The following is a 14,747-nucleotide window of genomic DNA, read 5'->3' on the forward strand; positions in this document are numbered from 1 at the left end:
ACGGACTCAGGCGGGAGCAGGCGTGGCGGATGCTGCGGCGCGGCGTGCGATGAGCCAGATGCCGATCGCTGCGGCGAGGAAGATCGCGGCGAGGATCACCCAGCCCACGAAGCCGAAGGTGATCGCGGTGGCGTTCACGACGATCGGCGACGCCAGGGCTCCGAGCGAGAAGCCCATGCCGAACACGCCCTGATAGGCGCCCGCTCGCACAGGATCGGCGAGCTCGAAGCTGAGACCCCAGGCTCCGGCCTGCGACAGGATCTCGGCGAACGTGTGCGCGATCATGCCGACGATGAGGGTGACGATCGCCGCCCATGCCGGAAGCCCCGCGGCGAGCGCGTAGATCAGGCAGGCGGAGACCATCAGCCAGCCGGCGATCATCGTCACCCTGCCGGCGATCCGCAGGTCGTGCGTGCCACGGGAGGCACGCACCTGGAACAGGACGACCAGGGCGGTGTTGACGATCAGGAGCACTGCGAACGTGGCATCCGGGGCGTTTGTGTACTCGCTGATCCACAGCGGCACCCCGAGTTCCGCGACTCCGAACTGCATGCCGAAGATCGCCGAGAGCGCGCTCAGCAGCAGGTACCTCGGGTCCCGCCACGGTGAGCGGCGGTTCCAGTCCCTGAGGGAGAGCGAGCCGAGCGCGCAGACGGCGCCCGCGCAGGCGATGACGACGCGGTAGGCCTCGGGTGTGCCGAGAGCCAGAGCGATCGCGCCGAATCCGGAGCCTGCCGCGATCGCGAGGTTCGTGACCGTGCGCAGCACCGCACGCGCGTGCACCCGCCGGTCCGGCGCGAAGCCCCGGGCGATGATCGCGGAACGAGCGGAATACCCCAGCGAGTCGAAGAAGCCCGAGAGGCTGGCGAGGACGAGCGCCGACACGAAGTCCCCGACGAACGCGTATGCGGCGAGCAGCACGCCACCCGCCATCTCGAAGCCGAAGGCGAGGCGTCGGGCGCTCCACCGGTCGGCGAGCCAGCCGCCGAGGAGCGACCCGACCACCCCGCATCCGCTCGACACGGCGAGCACCACCGCAGCGTGCGCGGGCGAGAGGCCGATGATCTGCGTGAAGAACAGCACGGTGACCGCGAGGAAGACGCCGCGGCCGATGCGTGAGACGGCCGTCGCGGCGACGAGCGCGCGCAGCACCGGATCGCTCAGACCATCGGCGATGCGCGCGATGACACCCTTGGGCGAGCCTGATGTCTCGCCCTCCGACTCGATCTGATCGGGATCGGGGTTCGGCGAAGACACCCTTCATCCTCGCACGACGCAGGCTCGCCCCTCGTCGCACACCGGCGTACGGCATGCGTGGATCCCGGTTCGTCGCAGGGGTCCCACTCGGTTAGCGTTGAGGTGTGGTCTCCAGCTATCTCGCCCCGAAGGGCACCCCCGTCACGCTGCTCGAGTTCGAGCACGCGGGCGCGACGCTGATCGCGGAGACCTTCGGCGAAGGACCGCACACCTTCCTCCTGCTGCACGGCATCGGCATGGGACGCAGCGTCTACCTCGACGTCGTGCAGCGACTGAAAGGCCGGGTGATCGCACTCGACCTGCCCGGTTTCGGCGAAGCACCCGAGCCCGCTCGCACCTTCACCATGGAGCGTCACGCCGACCTCGTCGCCGCGTACCTCCGTCATGCCGACGAGGGCCCCGTCGTCGTCATCGGGCACTCGATGGGCAGTCAGATCGCCGCGGAGCTCGCCGCCCGGCATCCCTCCCTCGTCGAGGGCGTCGTGCTCGCCGGTCCGACCGTCAACAAGGCCGCACGGAACGTCGCAGCGCAGGCGAGCTATCTCCTCACGGACCTGGTCGGCGAGCGCCCGCTCGTGATCTGGCGAGGTGCCCGCGAATATCTGCGCGGCGGCCCCCACCTCATCCGCAAGATCCGGGCGACCATCGTGCACGAGCCGGAGAAGGCGTTCGCGCGCATCGATCAGCCTGTGCTGGTGCTGCGCGGAGAAGACGACCCGCTCGCTCCGATGACCTGGTGCCAGGAGATCATCGACGAGATCCCGGGTGCCGATCTGCAGGTCATCCCGGATCACGGCCACGGCACGTTGATCAGCGACTCCGAGCCGGCCGCGCGGCTGATCCAGAGCTTCGCCGACGGCCTCTGACCTGCCGCCCCGCACTTTTCCGTTCACAACTCAGCATGAACGCATGTGAGCCCCGTGATTCCGCTACTCGACCGCCGCTCCGCGGCGATTCCTGCTGAATTGTGAACGACGTGCGTCTACGAACCTCGGTCCGAGTGCAGCGATGACCTGCTCGAGAGCCTGCCTCACAGACGCCTGGTCACCGAAAATGTCTTTCGCAAGGGGCCGGACGGTCACGAAGCCGAGTCGGGCCGCGGCGATATCGCGCTCGCGATCCTGCATCTGCTTCTCCCACCCCTCGTGGAACTCCTTGCTGTCGCACTCGATGATCAACCAGCCGTCCACCACGAAGTCGACGTACCCGACGCCTTCGAGGTACACCTGGGTCTCATAGGCGACGCCCATCGTCCGGAGCAGCAACCGCATGAATGTCTCTGAGCCCGAGCCCGCCGACGGGTCGACCAGTGCGAGCAGCGGGCGGAATCGGGCGGGTAGAGCAGCGAACATCGTGACCAGATCGTCGCGGGTCAGGAGTCCGTGATGAAGCACACTGTCCAAGGTGGCAAGCGCCTCGCGCGGAGCCTGGCAGAGCACGGAGTGCGCGACGGCATCGATCAACGGAGCCGCATGAAGGCTCTCGCGAACGCTGGTCAGCGCCTTCCAATGGAGCACGACCTTTCCGTCCCTCGCCACACGTAGACGAGACGAACCCGGAGTCACGAGCACATGGAGCTCTCGGCAACGGAACACGAAGACACCGAGAAGGGCGAGGAGAGACAAGCATGAGACCCGCCCGCCGATGCGGACAGCCTCGACGATGTCCCGGTGCGTCGACGGCAGCGCATATCGATCGCGGCGCACGTGCTGGAGTTCTCCTCGGGCCACCGACTCGGCGATGAGACGCCCCGTAAGCCCTCGGTGCACCAGATCCGATCGACTGAAGACCGTGCGCGAATAGGTGTCTTTCGCGCGCTGAACGACCGTCTTCTGCTTATTCCCCATCGCAGAAGTGTGCAGACAAGGGACGGTGTCGATGTGCGTCGTCCAAGCAACAGTGGATGACCTGCACGGAACAGGGTTCCGTGTAGGAGAAGAAGCAATGACCGGTGTCGTTCACTACTCAGCATGGATCTCGTATCGAGCAGCCCTGAAGCCCCTTTGGCCCCACCGGCACAGGCTCATGCTGAATTGTGAACCGCAAGCGGCCCCGCACCGGCGTAAGACGTGCGTGGCGTCCGTCTCAGCGCAGCTGCGGGCGTGCGATCAGCCGGCGGCCGGCGGGGTCTGCTTCGACTCGGCGAGCTCGTCCACGACCAGGCTGCGCTCGTCGGTGGTGCCGTTGCGATACGCCTGCCGCCCGACGATGTGCGCGGACAGCGGCGCGGTGGCGAACTGCATGAGCACGACCGGGGCGACGAGCGCGAGCCCGAACAGGATTCCCCCTACCGTGCGCTGAGACAGGGCGATCGCGAGGCAGATGAGGATGAGGCCGAGCACCTGCGGTTTGGTCGCGGCGTGCAGCCGCGACGGCACGTCGCGGAATCGCAGCAGCCCGACCGCCGCCGACAGGCAGAGGATCGCGCCGAGCAGGATCAGCACGAGCACCGCGACGTCGATGACCACGTCGGGAATGGCGAGACCGAACACGTTCATGGTGTCGTGTTGTCCCTTCTGGCCACGAACCGGGCGACCGAGATCGAGCCGAAGACGCCGACCGCGGCGATGATCAGCATCACCGGGATGTTGCGGGTGTGGCCGTTGATGGCCATCTCGGCACCGAGCACGCACATGACCTCGGTGAGCAGCACGTCGGAGGCCACCGCCCGGTCGAGGATCGAGGGCCCCCGCACGATGCGGATGATCGTCAGGATGGCGGCGACGCCGAAGACGACCATGATCGCGAGCATCAGCACATTCATCGGGCACCTCCGCCGGCGCGCGCCGCACGTTCGTCGGCCTTGAGGGCACGGTACTGCGCCGGGGCTCCGAGCGCACGCACGACCCGTCGCTCCCAGCGCAGCACGCCTTCGCGCTGCTTCTCGACATCGGCCATGCTGCGCACCCCGATCACGTGCAGATACAGCACCTGCCGGTCGCGATCGGCCTCGACGACGAGCGACCCGGGAACCAGCGACGACACCACGGACACGTGCGTCATCATCAGGTCGTCGGCGTAGCGCAGAGGAACGGCGATGATCGCGGCGCCGGGCTGATGCCGGAAGTCGAACACCTGCACGGTGACCGCGACGGCGCCGCGGAGCACGGCGAAGAGGAACTGCACGATGAGCAACGCGGCGAACCAGATGTTGATGCGTCCCGAGAGCTCGACGGTGGGCAGCCGGAAGACACGGGTGACGAACACCGCGATGACCAGGCCCGAGACGAACGCCAGCACCGTGAACTGCCCCCACAGCAGCATCCAGAGCACGACGAGCCATGCCAGGAACGGCAGCTGCACGCGGATGTCCCGCCAGAAGTGGCGGCCGGTCTCGGTGGGGCTCATCCTTCCACCTCGTCTTCCAGCTGCACGAGGGTGACGGGGTCGAGCAGCGCCGCACCGATGCGGTCGCACAGGGCATACAGCGGGCCCGCGAACACGGTGAGCGCGATCGTGACCCCGACCATCCCGGCGGTCGCGATGGTCATGATCCGGGGGATGCGGCGACGCTCCTGCTGCTCATCCGCGGCCGGGGCGTTGCCGAGGTACGAGATGCGCCCCTCGGTCTCGGTCGAGTCGTCCTCCTCGCGCCAGAACGCGAGGTTCCATGCTCGCATCAGCGCGTAGAGCGTGAGCAGCGAGGTGACGATGCCGCCGAAGATCAGCACGAGCATCAGCGGCGTTCCCACGGATGCTGCCGCTTCGAACAGCGCGAACTTGCCGATGAAACCGGAGAACGGCGGCAGTCCGCCGAGGTTGATCGCGGGGATGAAGTAGAGCACCGCGATCACGGGCGCGACCTTGAGCAGTCCCTTCACGCGCAGGATGGACGTGCTTCCCGCCCTGCGCTCGATGAGACCGACCGCGAGGAACAGCGTCGTCTGCACGATGATGTGGTGGACGATGTAGTAGACCGTCGCGCCGATCGCCGCGGGGGTCGCTATCGCGAGGCCGAAGATCATGTAGCCGACGTGGCTCACCAGCGTGAACGACAGGATTCGTTTGAGCTCGGCCTGTGCGACAGCGCCGAGCACGCCCACGATCATGGTCGCCAACGCGATGATCAGCAGCACCGTGTCGATGCTGTTCTCGGCGAACAGCTGCGTCTCGGTGCGGATCAGCGCGTAGACGCCGACCTTGGTCAGCAATCCCGCGAACACCGCAGTGACGGGCGCCGGTGCCGTCGGGTACGAGTCGGGCAGCCAGAACGACACCGGGAAGATCGCGGCCTTGATGCCGAAGGCGATCACCAGCATGAGGTGCAGCACGAGCTGCGTCTCCTGCGGGAGCTCGGTCATGCGCTCGGCGATCTGGGCCATGTTCACGGTGCCGAGGGCACCGTAGATCATCGCGATCGAAGCGAGGAACAGGATCGACGAGACCAACGAGACGACGATGTAGACGGCACCCGTGCGGATGCGGGACTCGGTGCTCCCGAGCGTTATCAGCACGTACGACGCCACGAGCAGGATCTCGAATCCGACGTACAGGTTGAAGAGGTCGCCCGCGATGAAGGCGTTGAAGATGCCGGCCGCGAGGATCAGGTACGACGGGTTGAAGATCGAGATCGGGGTCTCGTCGGTGCCGTCCGCGGCACCCTGACCGATCGAGAAGAGCAGGACCGCGAGCAGCACGATGCTCGAGATGAGCACGAGGAGCGCCGCGAGCCTGTCGACGTAGAGCACGATGCCGAAGGGCACCGGCCACCCGCCGACCGAGACCGCGAGCGGCTCACCCGCATCGACGACGACCAGCAGCACGGCCGCGATGACCGAGACGATCGCGAGCGTGGCCACCGTGACGAAGGCCTGGAGGCGCGGATTGCGGCCGAAGATCAGGGTCACGGCGGCGCCGAGCAGCGGCAGGGCGACGAGCAGGGGGACGAGGGCGCTCATCGGCGGTCCTCCCCATCGTCGGTGTGCTCGGGTGCGCTGTCATCGGATGCCGTGTCAGCCGCCGTATCTCGAGCGGCGTCCGCCGCATCGGTCTCGTGGGCGTCCGACGCGTGCGTGTCGGCATCCGTCCGGAAAGCCGACGAGTGCGTCGAGTCCTCGGCGTCGTCGTCGGGCGGTGCCGACTCCCCGTCGAGGACGGCCGCGCCTGGACCGGCATCCACATCGGGATCCTGGTCGGACGCCGCAGACACGGCTCGAGGCGGGGTGGGCCGGTCGGTCGGAGCGTCGTCGTTGATCGCGGCGTGGTCGCGCATGTGCAGCACGGTGATCGGCGACGTCTGCACGCCGACGAAGTCCGTGGTCGCCTCGTCGTCCGCCGCGTCGGCCTCGTCGTCCATGAGGTCTTCGTCGGCATCGGTGCGCTCGCGGAGTGCGATGTCGGCCTCGTCGTCCTCGACGGTGTCGGCCTGACCCAGCTGCCACGAGCGGTAGATGAGGGCGAGGAGGAATGCCGAGACGGCGAACGTGATGACGATGGCGGTCAGGGTGAGCGCCTGGGGCAGCGGGTCGCTGAGCTCGCCCTCGGTTCCGAAGAAGGGCGCGTTGCCGGGCACTCCCATGACGATGAGGAGCAGCAGGTTCGTCGCGTTGCCGAGCAGCAGGAAGCCGATCAGCACGCGGGTGAGACTGCGCTCGAGCATCGCGTAGACGCCGCAGGCGAAGAGCACGGCCATGATCACGATCAGGGTGAGGGAGACATCCATCAGAGGGTCACCCCTCGCTCGCGGAACTCCTGCGCCTGACGGTCGACCTCGGCACCGAGGCTGCGCAGCACGTCGAGCACGAGGCCGATCACGACCAGGTACACACCGACATCGAAGATGGTCGAGGTGACGAACTCCATGTGGCCGATGCCGGGGATCTCCCACTCCCAGAAGTTGCTGGTGAGCGGCGCCAAGCCGAAGAACAGCGGCACGACCGCCGTGCCGACGGCGAGGATCAGACCGGCACCGAGCAGTCGCCCGGCATCCGTGGGTGCGGCAGCGCCCAGCTCCCAGCGTCCGCCGGCGACGTAGCGCATGACGAGGGCCATGCCCGCGACGAGGCCTCCGGCGAAGCCTCCGCCTGGCAGGTTGTGGCCGGAGAAGAGCAGGAAGATCGACACGACGATGATCGTGTGGAAGAGGATGCGGACGATGACCTCGAGCAGGATCGACCTGTTCTCGGGCTTCATCTTCGGGCCGCCGACGAGCCAGGCGCGGGGGCTGCTCTCGTTCTCGTCGGTCTGGAAGCGCACGCCCTCGGTCGTCTCGACGAGCGGGCGGCTGAGCGTGCGACGGCGGCGCGCCTTGGGCAGCGTCTTCGTCGCGGAGAGCATGTCGGCGCGGTGCGTGACGAACACGAGAGACGCGACACCCGTGGCGGCGAGCACGAGCACCGAGAGCTCGCCCATCGTGTCCCAGCCGCGCAGGTCGACCAGGGCGACGTTCACGACGTTCTTGCCGTGACCGATCTCGTACGCGAGCTTCGGGAACGCGGCGGAGATCGGATCCGCGACGCGGGACTGGGTCGCCACGATCGCGACCAGCGCCATGGTGAGCCCGACCCCGACACCCAGCAGCGCGCGGGGAATGCGCCCGACAGAGGCGTTGTGCTCGCCCATCCGCGCGGGCAGGCGACGCAGCACCAGTGCGAAGGTGACCATCGTCACGGTCTCGACGAGGATCTGCGTGAGCGCGAGGTCGGGGGCGCCGCTGGTCGCGAACAGCACGACCATCCCGAGGCCGGTGATCGACACGAGCACGACGCCCGTGTATCTCTTCTGCGCGCGCACGGCCATGACGCCCGCGGCGGCCATCATCGGCGCGACCACGAGCTGCGTGGGCGTGTGCCAGGCCGAGAGCTGGAAGCGATCGATGTCACTGGCGACGAGCGCCGTGATCTCGGCGGCGACGAACACCACGAAGATGGTGCCGACGTAGACCGGCAGAGAGCCGCGCTGGGTGAGCGTCGTGCTCAGCACCGAGAGTCGGTCGATACCGCGCATGACCAGGTAGTAGACGTCTGCGGCAGTGAAGCGGATCAGTCGCGCCTTGCGGTCCCATCCGGTGCGCAGCGTGAGGAGGAAGACCGCGGCGCCGAGCAGGATCGACAGGATCGAGATGCCGAGCGCCGGCTCGAGACCGTGCCAGAGCGCGAGGTGCCCGGGTCCTTCCGCGGCGACCCCCTCCGCATCGAGGCCCGGGGTGGCTGTGAGCGCGTATCCCTGGAGCGCGACGTCGAGAGCCGGTGCTCCGATCCCGGCGGCGAGCGTGAGCCCGGCGAGGATGATCGGCGACGAGAGGAATCCGACGGGCGGGTCGGGCCAGGCGGTGTCGGGAAGGCGATCGCCCGCCGCATCGCGCTTGGTCCAGAAGGCACCGCAGAGGAAGCGGATGCCATATGCCGCCGTGAGCATGGATCCCAGGCTGACGCCGATGATCGCGACGAGCCCCCAGGGCGAGCCGTGCAGTGCGTCGTCCAGGAGCGCCGTGAGGGTCGACTCCTTCGCCACGAATCCGAGGGTCGGTGCGATGCCGGCCATCGATGCGATGGAGATGAATGCCGCTGTCGCCATGACGGGAGCCTGACGCCCGACGCCACTCAGCTCGGTGATGTCTCGCGTCGACAGCTGACGGTCGATCACGCCGACGATCAGGAACAGCGCCGACTTGAACAGCGCGTGCGCGATCACGAGTGCGAGACCGGCCAGCGCGCTCGCCTGGGTGCCGTAGCCGATGACGACCGAGAAGAAGCCCAGCTGGCTGACGGTGCCGAACGCGAGGATGCGCTTGAGGTCGGTCTCGCGCAGCGCCTGGATGCCGCCGATCAGCATCGTCAGGATGCCCAGCGAGATGATGATCGGCCGCCACGGACCGGTGAAGGCGAAGATCGGGGCGAAGCGCGCGATCAGGTAGATACCCGCCTTGACCATCGCCGCGGCGTGCAGGTACGCGCTCACGGGAGTGGGCGCCGCCATCGCACCGGGCAGCCAGAAGTGGAAGGGGAAGATCGCGGACTTGCTGATCGCGCCGACGAGGAGCATCACGACGGCGGCGTCGACGATGGCGCCTGTGGGTGCGATCTCGAGGATCTCGCGGATGCTCGAGGTACCCGCGTCGACCACGAGCAGCACGACTCCGACGAACATCACGAGCCCGCCGAGAGTGGTGACCAGGAGCGCCTGCAGTGCTGCTCGTCGGCTGGCGGCGCGGCGTCGGTAGTGCCCGATGAGGAGGTACGAGAGGATGCTCGTCACCTCCCAGAACATCACGAGCATGACGAGGTCGTCGGTCAGGACGAGGCCGTACATCGCACCCGCGAACCCGAGCAGCACGCCCGCGAACTGGCCGATGCCGGCGGAGTCGTCATGGAAGTACCAACGGCAGTACAGCAGCACGAGAGCACCGACGCCGGTGACGATGAGCGTCAGCACCCAGCCGAGCACGTCCATGTTCATGGACAGATTCAGTCCGAGCTGCGGGATCCACGCGACCGAGACGAAGGGCGTCGGTCCGTCGAGCACCTGAGGGGTGAGGACGAGGGCGTGGATGAATGCCGCGGCGGGAATGAGAGCCGCGATGGCGAATGCCTGGGATCCCAGCCAGCGCACCAGAACGGGCATCAGGATCGACCCGAGGAGGAACACGGCGAGGAGCGTCAGCATATACGCGGCTCCTCAAAGCTCGTCGGCCGGGGGCGGCGCAGGCGGGCGGGCGGGTGTCGATATCGAGTTTACCTTGATATTCCGCGCTTCAGGGTCGATGATGTCGGCGCCCGACCATGCAAATGGTCGGTTTCCCCCGGATTTTCGGGCACTTTGCGCGATCTCGCACGCAGAATCAGCTCATTCGGATGCGTTCTCAGCCTGCCGAGCGAGCGCCGGACCGAGACGGTCGTACGAGTTCGCGATGTGCATCCTCATCGCCGCGGCGGCGGCTTCGGGGTCGCGTCGGCGCAGCGCGTCGAGGATGCTCTCGTGCTCGCTCACGGTGTCGTCTTCGAAGTCGTGGCGGAAGTTCAGCCGGTAGAGGTGCATGTGCGCACGCAGCCGCACGATGGCCTCCGACAGCAGCGGACTCTGCGCACTCTCCGCGATCAGGTGATGGAAGTGCAGATCCTCGTCGATGAACCGCCGGTAGTTGCGGAAGCGCTCGTCCTCATCGGGTGCCGACGCTGTACGCATCGTCACCACGGACTCCGCCAGCTCGGTCTCGGTCTCGTGGTCGAGATGCGCCGATGCACGCCGCGCCGCCTCCGGCTCCAGCAGCTCGCGCATGTCGTACAGATCGCGCAGGCCCGCCGCGTCGAGCAGAGGAGCTGCGACATAGCCCTTCAGCGCCCGCTTCGCGACGAGCCCTTCGGACTCGAGCCGCGTCAGCGCCTCGCGCACGGGCGTCGGAGACACGTCGAGGTCGCGGGCGACCGCGTCGATGTTGACCTTTGCTCCCGGTTCGATGACCTGGTCCATGAGCAGGCCGAGCACCGCGTCGTACACGTCGTCGACGAGCGCGCGCCGCGCCGGAAGCGGCCTCGGTCCGCGTGCCTCGTCGTCGCCGAACATGAGTCTCATCGTAGGGGGTGCCCTTCGTCGGCGATCAGACCGCGATCACGCAGATCGTCCCAGACCGCCTCGGCGACCGGGCGTGCGACGAGACGGCTGTTGCGCGCGACCTGCTCCGCGCTGGCACCGCCCATCACCACCGCGCCCACGGCGGGATGCGTCAGCGGATACTGTGCGGCCAGCTCGGGGAGTGTGGTGCCGTGATGCCGGGCGACCCGGGCGATCGCCTGAGCCCGGGCGAGCACCGAGCGGTCCGCGGGGCCGTAGTCGAACGTGGCATCGCGAGCGGGAGCATCCGTCGCGAGGATTCCCGAGTTGAAGACGGCGGCGGCCAGCACCGTCACCGCACGCTCCCGGGCGATTGGAAGCAGGTCATCGGCGGCCGACTGGTCGAGCAGCGTCCAGCGCCCGGCGACCATCATGACGTCGGCATCCGTCTCCTGCACGAACCGCGTGAGCATGCCGCTCTGATTCATGCCGGCACCGAACGAGCGGATGACGCCCTGGTCCCGCAGCTCGCTCAGGGCGGGGAAGGCACCCTCGAGCGCCTCGCGCTCGTGCTCATCGGGATCGTGCACCAGAGCGATGTCGATGCGGTCGAGTCCGAGGCGCTCGAGCGACTGCTCGACCGAGCGCAGCACGCCGTCGCGGGAGTAGTCGCGCACGCGCCGATGATCCGCCGGCACGTCGAACAGGTTGTCGAGGTCCGAGCGGCCCGCGGCATCCTGCGGAACCAGCAGGCGTCCGACCTTGGTCGAGACGATGTACTCCTCACGCGGGAGCTCGCGCAGGCTCTCGCCGAGGCGTCGCTCGGCGAGGCCGAGACCGTAGTGCGGCGCGACATCGAAGTACCGCACGCCGCCCTCCCACGCGGCCGGCACGATCCGCGGCCACTCCCGGTCGTCCAGCGCCCGGTACAGATTGCCGAGCGCGGCAGCCCCATAGGCGACGGGCGGGGCGAGAAGCCCTCCGCGTCCGATCGCGACGGGCTTCGCTGCGGTGGAGACAGGCGCACTCATGACACGATCAGCCGGCCCAGGGCGTCATCGTTCCAGGGGATGCCGAGGCCCGCCTGGGTCGGCGCCCACCCGCGACCGTTCTCGATGCGGATCTCGCCCGTCGTGACCGCTCGCAGCTGCGGGATGTGCTCGAGGTACAGCGCGTTGGGGATCGCGCAGACGAGGGAGACGTGGAGCTCCATGAGGAAGTGCGGCGCGACGGGGGCGTTGAAGGACTCGGCCAGATGCGCGATCTTGAGCCACGGAGTGATCCCGCCGACCCGGGCGACGTCGGCCTGCACGATCGACGCGCCGCCACGCTGCAGGTGCTCGCGGAAGTGACCGAGCGAGTACATGCTCTCGCCGACCGCGATCGGCACCGACGTCGAGCGCGCCAGAAGGCGATGCCCCTCGATGTCCTCCGCAGGCAGCGGCTCTTCGAACCAGAAGACGTCGACCTGCTCGAACAGCCGGGCTCGACGCACGGCTTCGGCGACCGTGAACGACTGGTTCGCGTCGACCATGATGTCCATGCCGGGTCCGACCGCGTCGCGCACGGCACGCAGTCGCTCGAGGTCCTGGTGCCCTCGCGGCATGCCGACCTTGATCTTCACGCCGCCCATGCCGCGCTCTTTGGCGGCGACCGCATGGGCGACGAGCTCGTCGGTGCGGAAGTGCAGCCATCCGCCCTCCGTGTCGTACACGGGCACGGAGGGCGACGCGCCTCCGGCGGCGACCCAGAGCGGGAGTCCGGCGCGACGGGTCTTCGCATCCCAGACCGCGGTGTCGACCGCGGCGAGCGCGAGTGCCGTGATCGGCCCGACCGTGGTGGCGCGAGTGATGCCGAAGAGTGCGAGCCACAGCGCTTCGGGACGCTCGGCCTCGAGCCCGATCAGAGCGGGCAGCAGCGTCTCGCGCAGCATGCTGAGCACCGCCCCGCCGCCGGTGCCGATCGTGTAGCTGTAGCCGATGCCCTCGGTGCCGTCGGCGGTGCGCAGCCGCACGAAGATGGTCTCCTGCTTGACGAACGTCTGCAGGGCATCCGTGCGCTCGGTCTCCACGGGCAGGTCGCACAGCTGCGCCTCCGCGTGCACGATGCGGCTGCCGGCCGTCGCGTCCGCGATGGCCTCCCGCACGGGCTTCGTGGTGTGGTGTGTCGTGGTCATCAGCGTCCTCCGAGTCCGCCCAGGGTGACCCCCTTGATGAGCTGCCGTTGCAGCAGCAGCACGAGGATCAACGAGGGGATGACGGCCAGTGTCGATGCGGCCATGAGCAGCGACCACTGCGTGCCGAACTGACCGGTGAACATGCCGAGCCCGAGGGGCACGGTGGCCATGTCCTGCGTGTTGATGATGATCAGCGGCCACAGGTACGAGTTCCAATAGCCGATGAACGAGAACACCGCGAGCACGCTGAGCGGGGCGACCAGCTGCGGCAGCAGCACCGACCACAGGGTGCGCAGTCGCGAGGCGCCGTCGATCAGTGCCGCCTCCTCGTACTCCATGGGGATGGTGAGGAAGAACTGCCGCATCAGGAAGGTGCCGAACGCGGTGAAGGCGAACGGGATGATGAGGGCCGCGTAGCTGTCGTTCCATCCCCAGCTGTTGATCATGATGAAGAGCGGGACGACGAGCACCTCCTGCGGCAGCACGAGAGTGAGCACGAACAGCAGGAAGAGCTTGTCGCGGTACTTGAACCGCAGTCGAGAGAAGGCGTAGGCCGAGAGCACGGCGACGATCACCGAGAGGGCGGCGCCGAGGATCGCGACGAACAGGCCGTTGAGGATGAAGCGTCCGAACGGCACGACGGTCCACGCCTCGACGAAGTTCGCCCAGCGGATCTCCGATCCGAAGATCTGCGGGGTGGCGGTGAAGACCTCGTTCTCGGGCTTGAGCGCCGTGAGGAACATCCAGATGAAGGGGAACGCGAAGATCAGCGCGACCACGGCGATGGCTGCGGTGTTGAGCCACTCCTTGAGCGACTCACGGCGCTGTCGCGCACGACGGGGCAGGCTCACGACGTCACTCATAGTTCACCCACCTGCGCTGGCCGACGAACTGCAGGGCCGTGATGAGCATCACGACGAGGAAGAGGATCCACGCGAGAGCGGATGCATAGCCGAGCCGATCGAAGACGAATCCGTTGCGGTACAGGTACAGCACGAAGGTGTTGGTGCTCTCTCCCGGCCCGCCCTGCGTGAGGAAGAGCGGCTGTACGAACACCTGGAACGCGCCGATCATCGTCATCGTGGAGCAGAAGAACAGCGACGGCGAGAGCAGCGGGAGGATGATGAAGCGCAGTCGCTGCCACGCCGAGGTGCCGTCGATGCGAGAGGCCTCGAGCAGTTCCTTCGGGATCGCGCTGAGTCCGGCCGACAGGACGATCACGTTGTAGCCGAACGACTGCCATACCGACATCGCGATGACCGAGGGCAGCGCCCACGCCGAGTCCGACAGCCAGTTCGGTCCGTCGACGCCGACGGTCGCGAGCATCGAGTTGACGAGACCGTCCTGCGAGAGCAGGAGTCGCCACACCAGCGCGTTGGCCACCACGGGCGTGATCACGGGCAGGAAGAAGATGACCCGCCACGCCCCGGCCGCCTTCATGCGCGTGCTGAGCCACAGCGAGATGGTGAGGGCGACGACCAGATTCAGCGCCGTGTACACGATCGCGAAGATCAGGGTGTTGCCGAGCACCGTGTAGAACGTCGGGTCGCGGAACAGCTTGACGTAGTTCTCGAAGCCGATGAAGTCGGGGCTGCCGAACAGCTTCCAGTCGAACAGGCTGATGAAGGCCGACCCGAACAGCGGAGTGAGGATGAAGAGGACGAACCCGATCATCCCGGGTGCGAGGAAGGCCACCGCCACCCAGGCTTGGCCGCGCCGTCGCGGGGGGCGGGGAACCCGCGGGGCGGGAGCGCCGAAGCGCACTCCCGCCGCGCCGGGCACGGGAGAGGAGGCCGTGGCCTCTCTCCGCTCGCTCATGATCGCC

Annotated in this window: 13 protein-coding genes and 1 pseudogene; 1 reads left to right on the forward strand and 13 read right to left on the reverse strand. The window is 67.8% G+C overall.

Going from position 1 to position 14,747, the window contains the following annotated elements:
* Positions 1 to 6: 6 nt before the first annotated feature.
* Positions 7 to 1,257 (reverse strand): MFS transporter, encoded by a 1,251-nt coding sequence (locus ACZZZF_RS10950; RefSeq protein WP_463498322.1) that lies wholly within the window; start codon positions 1,255 to 1,257, stop codon positions 7 to 9.
* A 104-nt stretch (positions 1,258 to 1,361) separates the two neighbouring features.
* Here ACZZZF_RS10950 and ACZZZF_RS10955 point away from each other — a divergent pair, with 104 nt between their 5' ends.
* The gene (locus tag ACZZZF_RS10955; RefSeq protein ID WP_072590437.1) at positions 1,362 to 2,123 is read left to right on the forward strand and encodes an alpha/beta fold hydrolase; all 762 of its coding nucleotides are present in this window, start codon (positions 1,362 to 1,364) and stop codon (positions 2,121 to 2,123) included.
* Positions 2,124 to 2,186: 63 nt separating this feature from the next.
* Here ACZZZF_RS10955 and ACZZZF_RS10960 read toward each other — a convergent pair whose 3' ends face one another.
* The 12 genes and pseudogenes from ACZZZF_RS10960 to ACZZZF_RS11015 form a co-directional block, all read right to left on the reverse strand.
* Positions 2,187 to 3,104, reverse strand: coding sequence for a hypothetical protein (locus ACZZZF_RS10960; RefSeq protein ID WP_463498324.1), 918 nt, complete (start codon positions 3,102 to 3,104; stop codon positions 2,187 to 2,189).
* Positions 3,105 to 3,365: 261 nt separating this feature from the next.
* Positions 3,366 to 3,755: a monovalent cation/H(+) antiporter subunit G gene (gene mnhG / locus ACZZZF_RS10965; protein WP_053098314.1), complete on the reverse strand. Its 390-nt coding sequence runs from the start codon at positions 3,753 to 3,755 to the stop codon at positions 3,366 to 3,368.
* Positions 3,752 to 4,021, reverse strand: coding sequence for an MrpF/PhaF family protein (locus ACZZZF_RS10970; protein ID WP_053098313.1), 270 nt, complete (start codon positions 4,019 to 4,021; stop codon positions 3,752 to 3,754). Before ACZZZF_RS10970 ends, mnhG begins: the two co-directional genes overlap by 4 nt.
* A complete protein-coding gene (locus tag ACZZZF_RS10975; RefSeq protein WP_056275839.1) occupies positions 4,018 to 4,605 on the reverse strand; it encodes a Na+/H+ antiporter subunit E in 588 nt (195 codons plus the stop codon). Before ACZZZF_RS10975 ends, ACZZZF_RS10970 begins: the two co-directional genes overlap by 4 nt.
* A complete protein-coding gene (locus ACZZZF_RS10980; protein ID WP_056275836.1) occupies positions 4,602 to 6,155 on the reverse strand; it encodes a Na+/H+ antiporter subunit D in 1,554 nt (517 codons plus the stop codon). Before ACZZZF_RS10980 ends, ACZZZF_RS10975 begins: the two co-directional genes overlap by 4 nt.
* 263 nt (positions 6,156 to 6,418) lie before the next feature.
* Positions 6,419 to 6,919 (reverse strand): annotated as a pseudogene (locus ACZZZF_RS10985) (Na(+)/H(+) antiporter subunit C); the annotation flags it as partial.
* Positions 6,919 to 9,861: a Na+/H+ antiporter subunit A gene (locus tag ACZZZF_RS10990; protein WP_463498326.1), complete on the reverse strand. Its 2,943-nt coding sequence runs from the start codon at positions 9,859 to 9,861 to the stop codon at positions 6,919 to 6,921. The gene ACZZZF_RS10990 and the pseudogene ACZZZF_RS10985, both read right to left, overlap by 1 nt.
* Positions 9,862 to 10,041: 180 nt before the next feature.
* Positions 10,042 to 10,758, reverse strand: coding sequence for a GntR family transcriptional regulator (locus ACZZZF_RS10995; RefSeq protein ID WP_053098309.1), 717 nt, complete (start codon positions 10,756 to 10,758; stop codon positions 10,042 to 10,044).
* Between the two features lie 5 nt (positions 10,759 to 10,763).
* Positions 10,764 to 11,777 carry an aldo/keto reductase gene (locus ACZZZF_RS11000; RefSeq protein ID WP_394195055.1) on the reverse strand — a complete coding sequence of 338 codons (1,014 nt, stop codon included), beginning with the start codon at positions 11,775 to 11,777 and terminating at the stop codon, positions 10,764 to 10,766.
* A complete protein-coding gene (locus tag ACZZZF_RS11005) occupies positions 11,774 to 12,922 on the reverse strand; it encodes a mandelate racemase/muconate lactonizing enzyme family protein (protein WP_463498328.1) in 1,149 nt (382 codons plus the stop codon). Before ACZZZF_RS11005 ends, ACZZZF_RS11000 begins: the two co-directional genes overlap by 4 nt.
* Positions 12,922 to 13,785, reverse strand: a complete 864-nt coding sequence (locus ACZZZF_RS11010) for a carbohydrate ABC transporter permease (RefSeq protein WP_187249122.1) — start codon at positions 13,783 to 13,785, stop codon at positions 12,922 to 12,924. Before ACZZZF_RS11010 ends, ACZZZF_RS11005 begins: the two co-directional genes overlap by 1 nt.
* A complete protein-coding gene (locus ACZZZF_RS11015; protein ID WP_463498330.1) occupies positions 13,778 to 14,740 on the reverse strand; it encodes a carbohydrate ABC transporter permease in 963 nt (320 codons plus the stop codon). The genes ACZZZF_RS11010 and ACZZZF_RS11015 overlap by 8 nt, the downstream gene beginning before the upstream one ends.
* Positions 14,741 to 14,747: the final 7 nt, after the last annotated feature.

It is taken from the genome of Microbacterium sp. AC215, from assembly GCF_979258645.1.